Origin of the sequence: Novosphingobium sp. Chol11 (assembly GCF_900218065.1) — a bacterium.
Classification (GTDB): domain Bacteria; phylum Pseudomonadota; class Alphaproteobacteria; order Sphingomonadales; family Sphingomonadaceae; genus Sphingobium; species Sphingobium agri.
The window spans coordinates 456,037-471,669 of record NZ_OBMU01000002.1 but is presented as its reverse complement, the minus strand read 5'-3'; the positions used below and the strand labels follow the sequence as shown (position 1 = coordinate 471,669).

The 15,633-nt window shown below is 64.0% G+C and carries 12 protein-coding genes; 3 read left to right on the top strand and 9 right to left on the bottom strand.

Features of this window, described 5'->3' with window-relative positions; translation table 11 throughout:
- Positions 1-129: 129 nt before the first annotated feature.
- From NCHOL11_RS14720 to cofH, 4 genes are all read right to left on the bottom strand, one after another.
- A complete protein-coding gene (locus NCHOL11_RS14720) occupies positions 130-1,371 on the bottom strand; it encodes a CaiB/BaiF CoA transferase family protein (protein ID WP_097093349.1) in 1,242 nt (413 codons plus the stop codon).
- Positions 1,372-1,527: 156 nt separating this feature from the next.
- The gene (locus NCHOL11_RS14715) at positions 1,528-2,640 is read right to left on the bottom strand and encodes a helix-turn-helix transcriptional regulator (protein WP_097093293.1); all 1,113 of its coding nucleotides are present in this window, start codon (positions 2,638-2,640) and stop codon (positions 1,528-1,530) included.
- A gap of 51 nt (positions 2,641-2,691) precedes the next feature.
- Entirely contained in the window at positions 2,692-3,537 is an 846-nt protein-coding gene (locus tag NCHOL11_RS14710) for an HpcH/HpaI aldolase/citrate lyase family protein (protein ID WP_097093348.1), read from the bottom strand.
- A 71-nt stretch (positions 3,538-3,608) separates the two neighbouring features.
- Positions 3,609-5,912: a 5-amino-6-(D-ribitylamino)uracil--L-tyrosine 4-hydroxyphenyl transferase CofH gene (gene cofH, locus NCHOL11_RS14705; protein WP_255254852.1), complete on the bottom strand. Its 2,304-nt coding sequence runs from the start codon at positions 5,910-5,912 to the stop codon at positions 3,609-3,611.
- Between the two features lie 250 nt (positions 5,913-6,162).
- Between cofH and lptB the strand changes: the two genes are divergently transcribed.
- Together lptB and rpoN are read left to right on the top strand one after the other, a co-directional pair.
- Positions 6,163-6,948: an LPS export ABC transporter ATP-binding protein gene (gene lptB / locus NCHOL11_RS14700; RefSeq protein ID WP_097093291.1), complete on the top strand. Its 786-nt coding sequence runs from the start codon at positions 6,163-6,165 to the stop codon at positions 6,946-6,948.
- Positions 6,949-6,999: 51 nt separating this feature from the next.
- Positions 7,000-8,508 (top strand): RNA polymerase factor sigma-54, encoded by a 1,509-nt coding sequence (gene rpoN, locus NCHOL11_RS14695; RefSeq protein ID WP_097093290.1) that lies wholly within the window; start codon positions 7,000-7,002, stop codon positions 8,506-8,508.
- Between the two features lie 194 nt (positions 8,509-8,702).
- On the opposite strand, the gene NCHOL11_RS14690 is transcribed toward rpoN, so the two are convergent.
- Positions 8,703-9,101: a DUF1489 family protein gene (locus NCHOL11_RS14690; RefSeq protein ID WP_097093289.1), complete on the bottom strand. Its 399-nt coding sequence runs from the start codon at positions 9,099-9,101 to the stop codon at positions 8,703-8,705.
- A 40-nt stretch (positions 9,102-9,141) separates the two neighbouring features.
- A complete protein-coding gene (gene mgtE / locus NCHOL11_RS14685) occupies positions 9,142-10,590 on the bottom strand; it encodes a magnesium transporter (protein ID WP_097093288.1) in 1,449 nt (482 codons plus the stop codon).
- 157 nt (positions 10,591-10,747) lie between these two features.
- Here mgtE and NCHOL11_RS14680 point away from each other — a divergent pair, with 157 nt between their 5' ends.
- Positions 10,748-11,200 (top strand): peptidylprolyl isomerase, encoded by a 453-nt coding sequence (locus tag NCHOL11_RS14680; protein WP_097093287.1) that lies wholly within the window; start codon positions 10,748-10,750, stop codon positions 11,198-11,200.
- Between the two features lie 201 nt (positions 11,201-11,401).
- Here the strand turns inward: NCHOL11_RS14680 and NCHOL11_RS14675 are convergent, their stop codons facing one another.
- The 3 genes from NCHOL11_RS14675 to ppc form a co-directional block, all read right to left on the bottom strand.
- Positions 11,402-12,061 carry a hypothetical protein gene (locus tag NCHOL11_RS14675; protein WP_097093286.1) on the bottom strand — a complete coding sequence of 220 codons (660 nt, stop codon included), beginning with the start codon at positions 12,059-12,061 and terminating at the stop codon, positions 11,402-11,404.
- On the bottom strand, positions 12,061-12,621 hold the full coding sequence (locus NCHOL11_RS18650) for a hypothetical protein (RefSeq protein ID WP_247233842.1): 561 nt from the start codon (positions 12,619-12,621) through the stop codon (positions 12,061-12,063). The genes NCHOL11_RS14675 and NCHOL11_RS18650 overlap by 1 nt, the downstream gene beginning before the upstream one ends.
- Before the next feature lie 254 nt (positions 12,622-12,875).
- Positions 12,876-15,572, bottom strand: a complete 2,697-nt coding sequence (gene ppc / locus NCHOL11_RS14665) for a phosphoenolpyruvate carboxylase (RefSeq protein WP_097093347.1) — start codon at positions 15,570-15,572, stop codon at positions 12,876-12,878.
- Positions 15,573-15,633: the final 61 nt, after the last annotated feature.

Genomic DNA, 15,633 nt, shown 5'->3' with positions numbered 1-15,633 from the left:
GATAAAAGGGGGTAAAGCTGACCAGCTTTACCCCCAAGCCCAGTTCGCGCCCAGTCAGGCCCAATAATGGCCTGCATAGTGTCGCGATAAATGCGCCCGGCGGCCGGAAACCGCCGGGATCCTGGCAGATCAGATAATCTTCATCTCTCGCAATTCGTCGATGTGCGCCGCGTCATAGCCCAGTTCGCCCAGCACCTCGGCGCTATGTTCGCCAAGCAGGGGCGGCGCACGGCGGATCGTCGCCGGAGATTCCGACATATTGGCCAGCGGGCTGGCGATCAGGTCGATGGTCCCAGTCTCGGACCATGGATGCGGCGTCGTCACCCGCAAGCCGCGATGCTGCACCTGCGGATCTTCCCACACTTCTGGCAGTTCATTGTAGCGCGCGGCGGGAATGCTCACCTCATCGAACTTCGCCTGAAGCTCTTCCGAAGTGAAACCACGGCTCCACTCATTGATGATGTCCATCAATTCGAGCCGGTTCAACTTGCCCCGCTTGTAATTCTCGTCGAAGCGCGGGTCCTGGTAGAGTTCAGGCTGCCCCATCAGCACCGTCAGGCGACGCCAATGTTCGTCACCCCCCGCCGTCAGGTACAGCATGCCGTCCTTGGTATGGATAAGGTCCGCAGGCCCGCCGCCATTGCCGCCATTGCCGAGCCGAGGCGGCGTAACGCCGCTCAGCAGATAATCCTGCATGATATGGCTGATCATCGCCACCGAACTATCCAGAAGGGCGATATCGATATGCTGCCCTTCACCAGTCTGGTTACGATGCTGAAGCGCGGCAAGAATGGAAATAGCCACATTATGGCCCGTGATGAAATCCACCAGGCTAGGACCGGCCTTGAGCGGCCCAGCCCCAGGCTGCCCTTCCGGAATACCGGTGACCGCCATCATCCCGCCGGTAGCCTGGAACAGGCCGTCATAGCCAGGCCGCGCCGCCATCGGCCCCGTCTGCCCGAAACCGGTCACCGAACAATAGATGAGGCGCGGGTTGATCGCCTTCAGGCTCTCATAATCCAGTCCGAAACGCTTGAGATCGCCGACCTTGTAATTTTCGATCAGCACATCGGCGCCCTGCACCAGCTTGCGCAGGATTTCCTGGCCTTCAGCCTTGCTATGGTTGAGCGTGATCGACCGCTTGTTGCGGTTCGCCGCCGCGAAAAAGCCCGCCTGGCGGACATTCATCCCGTCCTTGCCCTTCACCTCGGCAAGGCCGTAGACGCGTCCATCATCGCCGACGCCCGGGCGTTCCACCTTGATCACGTCCGCGCCCAGATCGCCCAGTATCTGCGCGCCGATGGGCCCTGCGAGAACGCGGGTCATGTCGATGACGCGAATGCCTTCAAGGGCTGCCTTGTTACTGCTCATGGTCGCCTGCCCCTCCAAATTGATATGCGTAGCGTTGGGCGGCCCCTTATCCACTTTTCCGTCAAAGCGCCAGACAAGAGGCCGCGAAACTTGCAGGGAAAGGGAGATATTTCTGCTGTTTCAAGGCCATGGAAATTCGCCGCACCCTGCGCCTGATCAGGCGAAGGGAGCAAGCCCCGTCAGGATCAGCCGGACCAGGTCGGCCTGCCCCTTCGCGCCCGTCTTTTCATAGATTCGCTTGGAATAGTTGCGCGCCGTTTCGCTGGTCAGGCGCAGCTGCTCACCCGCGCTGACGATGCTCTCCCCCAAGCTCAATGCATGGGCGAGCGCCGCTTCGCTGCTCGACAGTCCGTGCAATGCCGCCAGGGTGCCCACCGCCGCCTGCGCCGCTTCGCGCCTCGGAGTCCGCACGATGCCGATCACCGCAGGCAAGGCGCAAGGTTCGCTCAACGCCAGATCGGATTTCCGCAGCAGCAGGTCCAGATCCCGGCTCTCATCGATGCGGATCACCCGGGTCGCGCCCGGCGGTGCCGACGCCATTTCCGCGCAAGCCCGGTTGAGCGCATGAGTCGTGTCGGGCAGTAATTGCAGCCGCCGCTCCGGACTTGGGCCGGGCTTCATGGTGAAGCTCAGCATCGCATCCGCCGCTGGATCGGCCGCCATCACCCGGCCACCCCAATCGAACGCCAACTGCGCCACCCCCAGCCGCGCGAGCGCGGCCTGCGCCATCGCCACCTGCAACCGCGCCTCGATCAGGGCCACCAAAGTCCGCAAGGCTGCGGCGAAATGGGGGGCGATGCTAGACAACACGGCGACGGCGGAGGCAGAGAAATCCTCCCGTTCCCGGACCAGCAGAAAATGCGCGTCCGCCACGCCGCCCGCCGCGACACGCAACCAGCGGCCATAGCGGATATTCATCTCATTAAGCGCCTCGCGCTGCCGCGCCAGTTCGCCTGCATTATCATAGTTGAGCATCTCATCCAGCGCATAGACGCGCCCTGGACGCAGCGATCCATAAGGATGCAGACGCAATGCTTCGAGTCGGCGGAAATCGAGCGGCGGTTCCTGAGATGCACGCGGCGCGGCGATGTGGATCACCGTGGGCTCCTGTTCCGGCATGGCATTGGCCAGTGAAATGATCAGAAAGGCCCGCCGCGCATAGGTGCGGCTGACGAGATTACGGATGAAAGCGCCAAAAGGCGGGCTTTCATGAATTCCGTCCACCAGCGGCAGGAACAGCTCGTTCTGATCGGCCCAGAGAGAACCCATGCCCCGCCTCTCCCATATGGGAGATAGGCCGTCAAGCTGACTGGCGGTGGTTCAACAGCGGGCGAGCAGCGCCTGCGCCTTTATCAGGTGCGGCCGGTCGATCATCTTGCCATCCAGCGTCAGCACGCCCGCGCCAGGATTGGCGGCAAATGCATCGACCACTGCCTGGGCACGGGCGACTTCCTCTTCCGATGGGGTGAAGGCCGTGTTGATCACCGGCACCTGATCGGGATGCACGGCCATCATGCCCAGAAAGCCGTCGCGCGCGCCGCGCTGCGCATAAGCGGCGAGCCCCTCCAGATCGCGAATGGCCGGATATACCGTCTCGATCGGCAGCACCCCTGCCGCGCTTGCGGCGAACAGGGTAAGCGCGCGCGCCATTTCATAGGGCGGCGTGTAGCTGCCATCGGCATGCCGGGCGGTCAGCGCGCCGACTGCCGCGGGCAGATCCTCCGCGCCCCAGGTAAGGCCAGCCAGCCGCTCCGGCACATCGGCATATTCACTCAGCCGGAACAGCGCCTTGGGCGTTTCCGTCGCGATCGGCAGGATCAGCGCGCGATCATCACCGCGCTGCCGCAGCCGCTCGTCCAAACCCTTGATCGACGCGGCACCTTCAGCCTTGGGCAGCATGATCCCCGCCGGACCCGCTTGCACGACTGCATCCAGATCGGCGTCTGTAAGACCGCCGTCGAGCGGGTTGACGCGCACGAACAACAGGGTTTCGCCATCCGCCGCTTCCTTCAGAAAGGCCGCGATTTCCGTGCGAGCCGCCGCCTTGCCAGCCAGCGCCACTGAATCCTCAAGGTCCAGGATCAAGGCATCGGCGCCGCTGTTCAGGGCCTTGCGCATCCGTTCGGGCCGATCACCCGGCACGAACAATAATGACCGCAAACGCATCGGCCGCCTGGCTTCCATTCCCTTAATCATCCCCACGCCTTATCGTCACCGGCACGGCTTGGCAAAGCAGATCAGGCCGCCGCCTCCTGCCTCACCTGCCCGTAAAGCGTAGTGCGCTGCCTGGCAAAGCGCCCGGCCGCCTCTGCTGTACGATGCATGCGATCGACATCGAACAATTGGCCGTTGGCGCCGCCTGCCGCGCGTGTGATGGATTCGTCCATCAGCACACCGCCCAGATCATTCACGCCCGCTCCCAGCGCCGCAATGACACCCTCTTCGCCAAGCTTCACCCAGCTCGCCTGGATGTTCGAAATCGCGCCGTGCAGGGCAATCCGCGCCACCGCCTGCATAAGCATCGCCTCCCGAAAGCTCGGCCCGGACCGCGCCTTGCCCTTCCGCCAAATCGGCGCTTCCATATGGACGAAGGGCAACGGCACGAATTCGGTAAAGCCGCCAGTCTCCTCCTGAAGGTCGCGCACCACGCGCAAATGCCTCGCCCAATGGCGATAGTCGTCCACATGCCCAAACATGATGGTTGCCGTGCTTTTCAGGCCGACCCGATGCGCCGCCCGCATCACCGCCACCCATTCATCGGTCGAAACCTTGTCCGGGCATATGATCGCGCGCACCTCCTCATGCAGCACTTCGGCCGCCGTGCCGGGCAGGGTGGACAGCCCTGCTTCCTTCAGCATCGTCAGATAGGGCTCCAGTTCCATTCCGAGCGTCGAAGCGCCATGGGTGATTTCCAACGGCGAAAAGGCATGGATGTGGATGCCCGGCGCAGCCTCCCGCACCGCCTTGACGATCGACAGATAGGTATGGCCGTCATAGTCGGGATGGATGCCGCCTTGCAGGCACACTTCGGTTGCACCCCGCGCCTGCGCCTCGGCTGCCCGTCGCGCCACTTCCTCCAGGTCGAGCCGGTAGGCAGGCCCGCGCAAGGCCTTCGCCGTCCCCTTGGAAAAGGCGCAAAAGCCGCAACGGTAGCTGCAAATGTTGGTATAGTTGATGTTCCGATTGACGACATAGGTGACAGCATCACCCACCGTGTCGCGCCGCAGTCTGTCAGCGGCATCCATAACCCGACGGACATCGGAACCAGCCGCCTCGAACAGCGCGACCATTTCTCCTTCCTCAAGGCCGCGCCCCAACGCCGCCTTGTCCAATATGGCCTCGATTCGTCCAGTCTGCATCGTCTCCCCGGCGGCAGGCAGCGATGGTGGCGGCTCACCCGTTCCCGCGCGCCACCGCTCGATGATCGGCAAGCCCCTGGCATCCACTTCCCCCCGCACCTTCAGCGCAATTGCAGGCTCCAGCCATCGCTCCGGCTCCTTGGCATAGCGCGGACCCACCGCCAGCCTTTCGGTCAGCACGCGCCCGGCCGCCGCCGTTGCAGCGCCAAGCGCCATCAGATGCGGCCAGGGGGCTTCGGGATTCACATGGTCCGGCGTAACCGGCGAGACGCCGCCCCAATCATTGACCCCCGCCCGCATCAACGCGGCGAGGCCGTCGGGTTGGAGGTTCGGCGGCGCCTGGATCGTCATCTCCGCTCCCAATATCAGCCGGGCGGCAGCGATCGTCCAAAGATGCTCCTCCAGCGGCGGCTCGGCATGCCCTGCCATCCGCGTGTCCGCCTTGGCCCGGAAATTCTGGATGATGACTTCCTGGACATGGCCATGCCGCGCATGAGCACCGCGGATCGCAATCAATGCTTCGATCCGCTCCATCCGCGTTTCGCCGATGCCGATCAGCAAGCCGGTGGTGAAAGGCATTCCGGCCCGTCCCGCCGCTTCGATTGCCTCCAGCCGCACCGCCGGGACCTTGTCGGGCGATCCATGATGCGGTCCGCCCTTGGCGCACAGCCGCTCGGACGTGCTTTCCAGCATCAGCCCCATGGACGCCGCCACGGGCCGCAGCATCGCCAGATCATCATCGTCCATGATGCCGGGGTTCAGATGCGGCAGCAGGCTCGTTTCCGCCAGCACCGCCGCCGCTGCCTCACGCAGATAGCTCAGCGTCGATCCATGCCCCAGTCCCGCCAGCGCCGATCGGGCGACCGCATAGCGGTCCTCCGGCCGGTCCCCCAGCGTGAACAGCGCCTCCCGGCAACCCGCCGCTTCGCCCGCCCGTGCGATGTCCAGCACTTGCTCGATCGACAGATAGGGCGACCCGGCATTGCGCGGCGCCTTGGCAAAGGTGCAATAATGGCAGACGTCGCGGCACAGATGCGTCAGCGGGATGAAGACCTTGCGCGAATAGGTGACGGTCGCGCCAAAGGACGCCAGCGTCATGGCTTCGGCCTGTTCCATCAAGGATTCCACGGACTGCGGGATCAGCGCACGCGCCCATCCCTCCGCCGTACCGGCTTCTGTCATCCTCATTCCTCGCCTATCTTATGCATCGAATTGTACAGCGGCGGACAGTTTTGCCCTGCTCCAATCCGATCCTGAACTTGATGCAGCACTGACCCTTGTGGCGCGCCAAATCAAGCATTGAACGGCCTTTCAGCGGGGATCGCCGATTTTCCCCTTGCCCCGGACGCAATCCCATGCACAAAGCTCGCCAATTGCCTCGGCCGCGCCGCTATTTTACGTGGCGTTAACCATGTCGCAGCAAGGATGAGTGATGGACGATGTCGTAATTCAGGATAGGCAGGACGGCGAAAGGCGCAGGGCAGCGCAGGAATCGAGCGACGGCCTGTCGGTGATTTCCATCGCCAAAAGCTATGACAAGCGCACGGTGCTGACCGACGTTTCTCTGACGGTAGGGAAGGGTGAGGTTGTCGGCCTGCTTGGCCCCAACGGCGCGGGCAAGACCACCTGCTTCTATTCGGTGATGGGCCTCGTCCGCCCGGATCATGGCCGCATCATCCTGGACGGTCAGGACATCACCGGCCTTCCCATGTACCGCCGCGCGATCCTGGGCCTTGGCTATCTGCCGCAGGAAACGTCGATCTTCCGCGGCCTCACCGTCGCCCAGAATATCAGCGCGGTGCTGGAACTGGCCGAACCGGACAAGGCATCGCGCGAAGCCCGCCTTGCACAGCTGCTCGATGAATTCGGCCTCACCCGCCTGGCCAATTCGTCCGCCATGGCGCTCTCCGGCGGTGAACGCCGCCGCTGCGAAATCGCCCGCGCGCTTGCCGCCAATCCCTCGATCGTCCTGCTGGACGAACCCTTTGCCGGCATCGACCCGCTCTCCATCGCCGACATTCGCGACCTTGTGAAGCAGTTGAAGACACGCGGCATCGGCGTTCTCATCACGGACCACAACGTCCGCGAAACGCTGGAAATCGTGGACCGCGCCTGCATCATCTATGGCGGCCAGGTGCTCTTCACCGGCAGCCCGACCGAACTGGTCGCCAATGCCGAGGTGCGCCGCCTCTATCTGGGCGAGAATTTCTCGCTCTGAAATGACTGCGCGGCGCCCCTCCCTCCGGCGTGACGAAACAGGCACCGGCTGATGTCGCTCGCGCCCCGCCTCGACCTGCGGCAAAGCCAATCGCTGGTGATGACGCCGCAGCTTCAGCAGGCGATCAAGCTGCTGGCGCTTTCCAATCTCGAAATCGACGCCTTCGTCGCGGCGGAACTGGAAAAGAACCCGTTGCTGGAGGCGGGCGGCCCGATCGATCCAGCGCCCCCCGCCGATGGCATAGACGCGCAGGTAGATCTTCCCGCCCTCGCCGCTGAAACAGGCGGCATCGACGCGCTGATCGGCCAAGGCCATGCCGAAGCCGACGCCCCGCTCGACGTCGATTACAGCGCGGAAACTTTCATTGACGATGGCCCGTCCGATCGCGCCGTCAGCGCCATGGGATCGGGCGGTCACGATCTCTCCCAAGGCAGCGGCGAAGCGATCGACTTCGACAGCTTCGCCAATCCGGAGATCGGCCTTCAGGAACATCTGATGGACCAGGCGCGCAATGCGCTCTTCGGCATGGACCTGCTGATCGCGACCCAACTCATCGGCCAGATCGACGAGGCCGGCTATCTGGAGGCCAACCTCCTCGAAACCGCCCATGGCCTCGGCGTCCCTCTTGCCCAGGCGGAACAGGTGCTGGGCGTCATCCACGGCTTCGACCCCACCGGCGTCGGCGCCCGATCGCTCGCCGAATGCCTGACGCTTCAGGCCAAGGAGGCGGATCGCTATGACCCCTGCATGGCGAAGCTGCTCGCCAATCTGGACCTGCTCGCCCGTGGAGCCCTCCCCCAACTGCGCCGCATCTGCGGCGTGGATGAAGAGGATATGGCCGACATGATCCGCGAGCTGCGCGCCTATGATCCCAAGCCGGGCCTGCGCTATTCCAACGACCGCGCACCCCCGGTGACGCCCGACCTGTTCGTGAAGCCCGCAGGCGATGGCTGGTCGATCGAGATCAACAGCGCGACCTTGCCCCGCCTGCTCATCAACCGCAGCTATTATGTCGAACTCGCCTCCGGCCCGCAGGATCGCACGTCAAAGGCGTGGCTCGCCGACTGCCTCGCCAGCGCCAATTGGCTGGTCAAGGCGCTCGACCAGCGGCAGAAAACGATCATCAAGGTCGCCACCGAAATCGTCCGCTGCCAGGAAGATTTCTTCCGCCAGGGCGTCGCGCACCTGAAGCCACTGACGCTCAAGATGGTCGCCGAAGCCATCGGCATGCATGAATCGACCGTCAGCCGCGTCACTTCCAACAAATATCTCTCCTGCCCGCGCGGCGTTTATGAATTGAAATATTTCTTCACCAGCGGCGTGTCGGCAGCAGGCGGTGAGGGCGCCGTCTCCGCCGAAGCGGTAAAGAGCCACATCAAGGCCCTGATCGCCGCGGAAACCGCCGACGCGATCCTGTCCGACGATACGCTGGTCGACCTGCTCCGCGGCAAGGGTATGGACATCGCGCGCCGCACCGTCGCCAAATATCGCGAGGCGATGGGCATCGGCTCATCGGTGCAAAGGCGGCGGCAAAAAGCGCTGCAAGGAAAGGCGGCGTAACGCTCACCACCACCCGATCGAAGGCCATCACCTCGTTAGAACACCCCCACCTCCGTTCGCCCTGAACCTGTCGAAGGGCTTTTATTCAGGCATAGCACTTGAAAAGAAGAAAAGGGCTTCGACAAGCTCAGCCCGAACGGAAGCTGGAGAATAGCCAACAGTCCGAACGGGAACGAGGTCTCCAATACCCTCCCTCAAACCAATCCCAACCGCGTCAACTCCCCCAGCATCGCGGGCGGCATCGCCTCCAGATCATCCACCTCGCCCGACCCCAGATCAGGCGGCGCATCCTTCTCCTCCAAGTATCGCCATCCCTGATGCGCACGCTTGGGCGCACCGCGCACCGCGATCAATCGCGGCTCCAGCTTGATCCAGAAGCGCCCCTGCCCGGTCTCTTGAAATCCGATCAACGGACTACGCCCCACCAGCCTGTGCTGATGTATCCAGTAAAGCGACCCGCCCGCCATCTCCGCCACCCGCTTGGGCAGGTAGCGGGTCGTCAGCCGTGCCTCGCCGGAATGACTTTCCAGCCACGCGCGCAGCGTCGCCGGGCTCTCGCTGCCAAAGGCAATCTTTGTGATGTGAAGGGGCATGGACAAGAAAATGGGCTCTCAATGCACAGGGTCAAGCCCGTCACAGACCCCAGATCGTCGCCAGTCCCAGGAAAGAGAAGAAGCCCATGATGTCCGTCGTCGTCGTCACGAACACAGCCGACGATACCGCCGGATCGACATTGAACCGGTCCAGCGTCACCGGCACCAATATGCCCGCCAGCCCCGCGACCAGATTGTTGATCAGCATCGCCATGGCTATGACAAGGCCAAGATCATGATTGCCGTAGATCAATCCCACGGCCAGGCCGACCATGATCCCGAGCGCCGTGCCATTGGCGCTCGCGATGCGAAACTCCCGCGCGATCTGCCGGATCGTATTCGAACTGGTCAACTGGTTGGTCGCCAGCGCGCGCACCGCGACCGCCATGGTCTGGGTCCCCGCATTGCCGCCCATGCCCGACACGATCGGCATCAGCACGGCCAGCACGACATATTTGGATATCGTCGCCTGGAACAGCCCGACCACTGACGCCGCCAGCACCGCCGTGCCCAGATTCACCACCAGCCATGACAGGCGCGTGCGCACCGTTTCCAATATCGGCTGATTGATGTCGCCCTCGCCCGCACCCGACAGGCGCAAGATATCCTCGCCCGCTTCCTCGGAAATGATGTGGACGATGTCATCGACCGTGATCATGCCGACCAGCCGCCCGCTGGCATCCACCACAGCCGCCGAAATCAGCGCATATTTCTGGAAGCGCAGCGCCACTTCCTCCTGGTCCATGTCGACCGGGATCAGCGTCTGCTCGCGCTTCATGACATCCGCCATGGCGATCGAGCGTGGACAGGTCAGGATCCAGCTCAACTGGCAGGTGCCGATCGGCTTGTGCGCCTCGTCCACCACGAAGATTTCCCAAAAATCCGTGGTCAGGTCGCGATTGTCGCGCAGATAGTCGATCACCTGGCCGACCGTCATATTTTCGGGCACCGCGACCAGATCGCGCTGCATCAATCGGCCGGCGGACTCCTCGGGATAAGCGAGCGCGCTCTCGATCGCCGCGCGATCTTCCGGCTCCATCGCATCGAGAACGGCCTGCTGATCGGCCTCCTCCATATCCTCGATGATCGCAACGGCATCGTCGGTATCGAGTTCAGCGGCAAAGTCCGCGACCTGCTGCGGCTCCAGCGCATCGAGCAGGTCGTCGCGCACATAGTCGTTAAGCTCGGACAGCACCTCTGCGCCGACCAGATCGCCCAGCGCCGCCGCCACCTCGCCCCGCCGCTCGGACGGCGTCAGTTCCAGAAGGTCGGCAATATCCGCCGGGTGCAGCGGCGATACCAGTTCGCGCGCCCGATCGCGGTCGCCATCCTCCACCGCGTCCAGCACGGCGGAAACAAAGTCCGGTCTCAGCCGGTCATCCTCGTCATGACGGGATTCCGCCTGCTCGGCGGCGCGTCCATCAACGACTACGTCGTCAATAGGCAGTTCGTCCGGCCGGGGCTCGGCCATATCGGCTCGCTCGCTCATCGCGTCCCCTACTGTCCGGTTCCTGTAACATTTGGCTGCTTTTGCTCATGATCGGGATAAATGCAATGCCTCAAACATTGATTGAAGCGCTTCCATCCCGGTCCTAACGCTCTATATGGACCAACATTTCCCCACTCCCCCGAAAGAGGAGATTTCCATGGCCGACGAAACGCTCACCCTCACCCTCGACAGCGGCGGCGATGTCGTCATAAAGCTGCGCCCCGATCTGGCGCCCGGCCATGTCGAACGTATCACCCAGCTCACCAAGGAAGGCTTCTACGACGGCGTGGTCTTCCACCGCGTCATCCCCGGCTTCATGGCGCAGGGCGGTGACCCGACCGGCACCGGCATGGGCGGGTCGAAGCTGCCTGACCTGAAGGCCGAATTCAGCCGCGAACCCCATGTCCGCGGCGTCTGCTCCATGGCCCGCGCGGCGAACCCGAACAGCGCCAACAGCCAGTTCTTCATCTGCTTCGACGACGCCACCTTCCTCGACGGCCAGTACACCGTCTGGGGCGAAGTCACGTCCGGCATGGAACATGTCGACGCCCTCCCCAAGGGCGAACCGCCCCGCACCCCGGGCAAGATCCTGAAGGCAACCGTTTCCTGACAATGCGACAAGGCGAGCGGAATTAACTCCGCTCGCCTTCACAACGGTTGGCTCCAGCATCACTCTCGGCCACTTGGCACCCACCCCTCTCCGTTCGCCCTGAGCTTGTCGAAGGGCTTTACTTCTTCTCCATACCGCCGAAGAAGATAGGGAAGGGCTTCGACAGGCTCAGCCCGAGTTGCACTTGGGGAGTTCTCCAAGCTAACGCCCCACCGACGCGTCATTCCCCACATCGCCAGCCTCGCCCTCAACCGGCGCGACATAAGGTCCGATCGACTCGATGTGCCACCGCCGGTCAGCCTCGCTCGATCCCGGCACGTCATTGACTCGCCGCAGCGTCACCTGCCGCAGCTTGTACCAAGGCTTACCATTCACCGCGAGCCGCCCATAAACCTGCACCGGCACGGTCACATAGGAAGAGCCCGCCGCGCCCTCCATCTCACCGGGCGCACCGATATTGGCGTGGATTTCGCTGAAATTGCGGAAACGCCGGGCAAAAGCCTCATCATCCTCTGCGCCGATCGCGCCCTTCTCGTTCCAAAGGTCCTGCGCGTCGTCGAAACGCCGCTGTTCCAGCAGCGCATAATAGCCCTGCACGACCTGGGCGGCGCCTTGCGGTCCCTTGGGGTCGATCGACCCTTCCTCGATCGGGGCGGCATCGGGCGGCAAGCCGCCGGGCGTACCCGGCTCGGGCGGCCGCAGGGGTTCGAGCACCTCCCGCGCCTCCGCGCGGAAGCTGTTCTCCACCTGCGCCGCGTTAGCGCCGTTGGCGAGATTGTCGATCGCGCTTTCCTCCCGCCCGTCACAGGCGGCGAGCGAGAGGGAAATGACCAGCGTTGCAGCGCCCCACCCAGCCCGCATCAGCGACGCAGCGTCCCGCGCCAGTGCGTTCCATCGGAACGGGTCGTCGTGGAACCAGATGCACCGCTCGACCGGCCGCCGCTCCAGCTGCCGCGTGGGCTACCCGCGCGCGGCTGGCTCTGAACGACCGGAGGAGCAGCCGTGGCATTGTTCCTGTCCCGTCCACGCCATTGGCCATCTCTCACCCGGCGGCCATCGCGATAGAGGCGGCCTTCTTCCGGCCGGGCCAGACTGCCGCGCCAATGGTCGCCACGCTCGTTGCGCCGACCTTCCCAATAGCGCCGCTGGTCGTTGTTCCAGCGGTGACGGCGTCCACCCCGGTCGTAGACATAGTAGCCGCTGCCCGGATAATAATAATCGCCGTACCAGCCATAGCCGGGGCCGTAATAGCCTGAACCATAATAAGCGGGGCCATAATAATCGTCATAATAGCCACCGCCATAATAGCCTGACCCGACGCTCACACCGCCATAATATCCATCGTCATAGGCGCAGCCGCCCAGTGCCACCGCACCGGCAAGGCTGATCGCAGCCAGAAACCTTCGTCCGGACCACGTCATTGCCTCTCTCCTTTTCTCCAATACAGGCAGGATAACGCGTCCCGGTTGAATTGGTTGTGAATGAAAACATGGACTCTGCTCACCGCATGGGCCATCGACGTTCATCCGGCCTTCATCTTCTTGGCTGGATTAGCTTTTTTCTGAAATTGGCCAGGTTACTTTTGTCGCCCGGCTCTCCGGCTCGCGCCCTCCTTCACGGGGAGCGCCAGGGGTTCGGGGCGGCATTGGACTGCTAGCCGTCCCGGATTCACCCTCTAGCCGCTGTTGCGCAGTGCCGTGGCGATGGCGTTGATGGACAGCTCGATCCCTTCCTTGATCCGCGGATCATCCTCCCCACCGCGATGGCGCTTCATCAGTTCCACCTGCAACAGGTTCAGGGGCTCGATATAGGGCAGCCGCAGCCGGATCGATTCATCCAGCTTCGGATTCTTCTCCAGCAACCGCGACTGCCCCGTCGCCGCCAGCAGCCCGTCATGGGTCAGCTGCCATCCTTCCCGGATACGATCGAAGATCGCGCCGCCCACCGTTTGATCCTCGACCAGCGGCAGATAATGCGCCGCAATCCCCAGATCCGACTTCGCCAGCACCATCTCCAGATTGGCGAGCGCGGATTTGAGGAAGGACCAGCTCTGCGCCATGTCAGCCAGCAGCGCCTTGTCCTCAAACGCCTCGAACGCCTGTCCCATGCCGTACCAGCCGGGCAGCATCACCCGCGCCTGCGACCAGCTGAACACCCACGGGATGGCACGCAAATCCTCGATCCGCGTGCTCTTGGTCCGGCTGGCGGGCCGCGACCCGATCTTCAGGCCGGAAATCTCCTGAATCGGCGTCAGCTGGCGGAAGAGCTCCTTGAACCCCTCCGTCCCGTAAACCAGGTCGCGATAAGCGGCGAAGGCGGTCCTGGACAGTTCGTCCATCGCCCCGGCAAAGCGCGCTGCGTCCCGATCCGAAATCCCCTCCGGCTCCAGGCTGGCGAGCAAAGTCGCGCTCGTCATCGCCTCCAGATTGGTCATCGCCACGTCGCGCGTGCCGAACTTGGCCGCGATCACCTCGCCCTGTTCTGTGATGCGGATGCGCCCCTGCACCGTGCCGCGCGGCTGCGCCTGGATCGCCGCGAAGGAGGAACCCCCGCCACGCCCCACCGCGCCGCCCCGGCCGTGGAACAGCTGCATCGCCGTCCCCGCATCCTCGAACACCGGCGCCAGCGCCTTGCTCGCCTGATACAGCCCCCAGGTCGACGTGATATAGCCGCCATCCTTGTTGCTGTCGGAATAGCCGATCATCACTTCCTGATGACCCCGCTCGCGCACCACCCCCGCGATCTCGGGCAGGCCGAAATAGGCCTCCATGATGCCCGGCGCGGCCTCCAGATCCGCGATCGTCTCGAACAGCGGCACCGCCATGATCGCCGCCCGCGTCGGTCCGCCATCCTTCCCCGCGCGCCACAAGCCCGCCTCCTTCAGCAGCAGGTTGACCTCCAGCAGGTCCGAAACGCTCTCCGCCTTGGAGATGATATAGTGGCTGATGCACGCAGCCCCGTAAGTCTCATGTGCCTCCGCCGCCGCCTGCACGATCGCCAGTTCGGACGCGGTCTCCTCCGAATATTCCGAAAAGCGCGAACCCAGCGGCCGATTGCTCGCCAACTCCGCCCGCAGCAGAGCAACCCGCGCCTCCTCATCCAGCGCGGCATAATCCGCCTCAACCCCCGCGACCTTCAGCATTTCAGCAACCACGCGCTCATGCACATCGCTATTCTGCCGCATGTCGAGCGTCGCGAGGTGGAACCCGAACGTCTCCACCGCCCGGATCAGCCGCCCCAGCGCCCCGCCCGCCGCCAGCGCGCCATCGCCCTCGCTCGCCAGCCCCTGCGCCACTGTCACCAGATCGCGCCGCAAATCCCCCGGCTGCGCATAGGGCTCTCCCGACAACCGCGAAGGACGGGGCGGCTCTTTCCCCACCAATTCCCGATAGGTCGCCGCCAGCCGCGCATAAATCCCCGACAGCGCGCGCCGATAGGGCTCGTCCCCGCGGCTGGGCGAGTTGTCCCCGCTCGCCTCCGCCAGCTCCAGCACCGCCTCCGGCACATGCGCCAGCTCGGTCGAAAGCGACAGTTCCGCCCCCAGCGCGTGCACCGCCTCCAGATAATAAGCGATCGCCGCCTCGCACCCCCGCCCAAGCGCCGACCGCAACTGCGGCGCCTGCACGAACGGATTGCCGTCCCGGTCCCCGCCGATCCAGTTCCCCACCCGCAGGAAACTCGGCGGCCGCACGCCCAGCACCCGCTCCCACCGCGCATAAAGCGCAGGCAGCACCGGCAGGAACACGTCCCGAAAATAGGTCAGGACATTGTCGATCTCATCCTGCACGAACAGCTTCTGCCGCCGCAAAGGCCGCGTCTGCCATAACAGCGCGATCTGCCGCGCGATCGCCTCGTCCAGATTCTCCCCGTCCTCGGTCTCGTCGCGCCCCGCATCCTTCAACATCATCAAGTCGGCGATGCGGTTCTTATGATCAATCATGCTCTTGCGCCGCACTTCGGTTGGGTGGGCGGTCAGCACCGGCACGATCAGCGAATGGTTAAGCAGCGCCAGCACCGCGTCCCGCCCGATCCCATGCGCCTCCAGTCGCTCGATCGCCGAAGCCACATCCGCGTCCGGATCGGCCGCCACCCCCTGCCGATCCTCCGCCAGATTGGCGAGCATCGAAAACAGCATGAACCCGCGCACGAAGGACAGCGTGTCGTCCAGGCTCAACGCCTCCAGCCCGGTATCCACCACATCCGCGCCGTGCAGCCCCCGCGCCCGGTCGACCGACGCGGAGCGGATATATTCCGTCTGCCGGTAAAGCCGATCCCCGCCATAGGCCCGGATCACGTCGCCGAGCAGACGGCCAAGGTAACGAATGTCCGGATTTTGCGTAACCGGCGGAGGAGGAGAGGAAAGAGTCGCCATGAAATCGATGCTGCGCCGCAACAATCGTCCGGTCAAGGGGTCCGCGCACTTACGCGGAACC

Excerpts from the sequence above, each read along its gene's own strand:
- NCHOL11_RS14715 (WP_097093293.1), bottom strand. The coding sequence starts at position 2,640 with ATGGGTTCTCTCTGGGCCGATCAGAACGAGCTGTTCCTGCCGCTGGTG.
- ppc (WP_097093347.1), bottom strand. The coding sequence starts at position 15,572 with ATGGCGACTCTTTCCTCTCCTCCTCCGCCGGTTACGCAAAATCCGGAC.
- NCHOL11_RS14710 (WP_097093348.1), bottom strand. The coding sequence starts at position 3,537 with ATGCGTTTGCGGTCATTATTGTTCGTGCCGGGTGATCGGCCCGAACGG.
- NCHOL11_RS14720 (WP_097093349.1), bottom strand. The coding sequence starts at position 1,371 with ATGAGCAGTAACAAGGCAGCCCTTGAAGGCATTCGCGTCATCGACATG.
- rpoN (WP_097093290.1), top strand. The coding sequence starts at position 7,000 with ATGTCGCTCGCGCCCCGCCTCGACCTGCGGCAAAGCCAATCGCTGGTG.
- NCHOL11_RS14675 (WP_097093286.1), bottom strand. The coding sequence starts at position 12,061 with ATGCGGGCTGGGTGGGGCGCTGCAACGCTGGTCATTTCCCTCTCGCTC.
- NCHOL11_RS14690 (WP_097093289.1), bottom strand. The coding sequence starts at position 9,101 with ATGCCCCTTCACATCACAAAGATTGCCTTTGGCAGCGAGAGCCCGGCG.
- cofH (WP_255254852.1), bottom strand. The coding sequence starts at position 5,912 with ATGACAGAAGCCGGTACGGCGGAGGGATGGGCGCGTGCGCTGATCCCG.
- NCHOL11_RS14680 (WP_097093287.1), top strand. The coding sequence starts at position 10,748 with ATGGCCGACGAAACGCTCACCCTCACCCTCGACAGCGGCGGCGATGTC.
- mgtE (WP_097093288.1), bottom strand. The coding sequence starts at position 10,590 with ATGAGCGAGCGAGCCGATATGGCCGAGCCCCGGCCGGACGAACTGCCT.
- NCHOL11_RS18650 (WP_247233842.1), bottom strand. The coding sequence starts at position 12,621 with ATGACGTGGTCCGGACGAAGGTTTCTGGCTGCGATCAGCCTTGCCGGT.
- lptB (WP_097093291.1), top strand. The coding sequence starts at position 6,163 with ATGGACGATGTCGTAATTCAGGATAGGCAGGACGGCGAAAGGCGCAGG.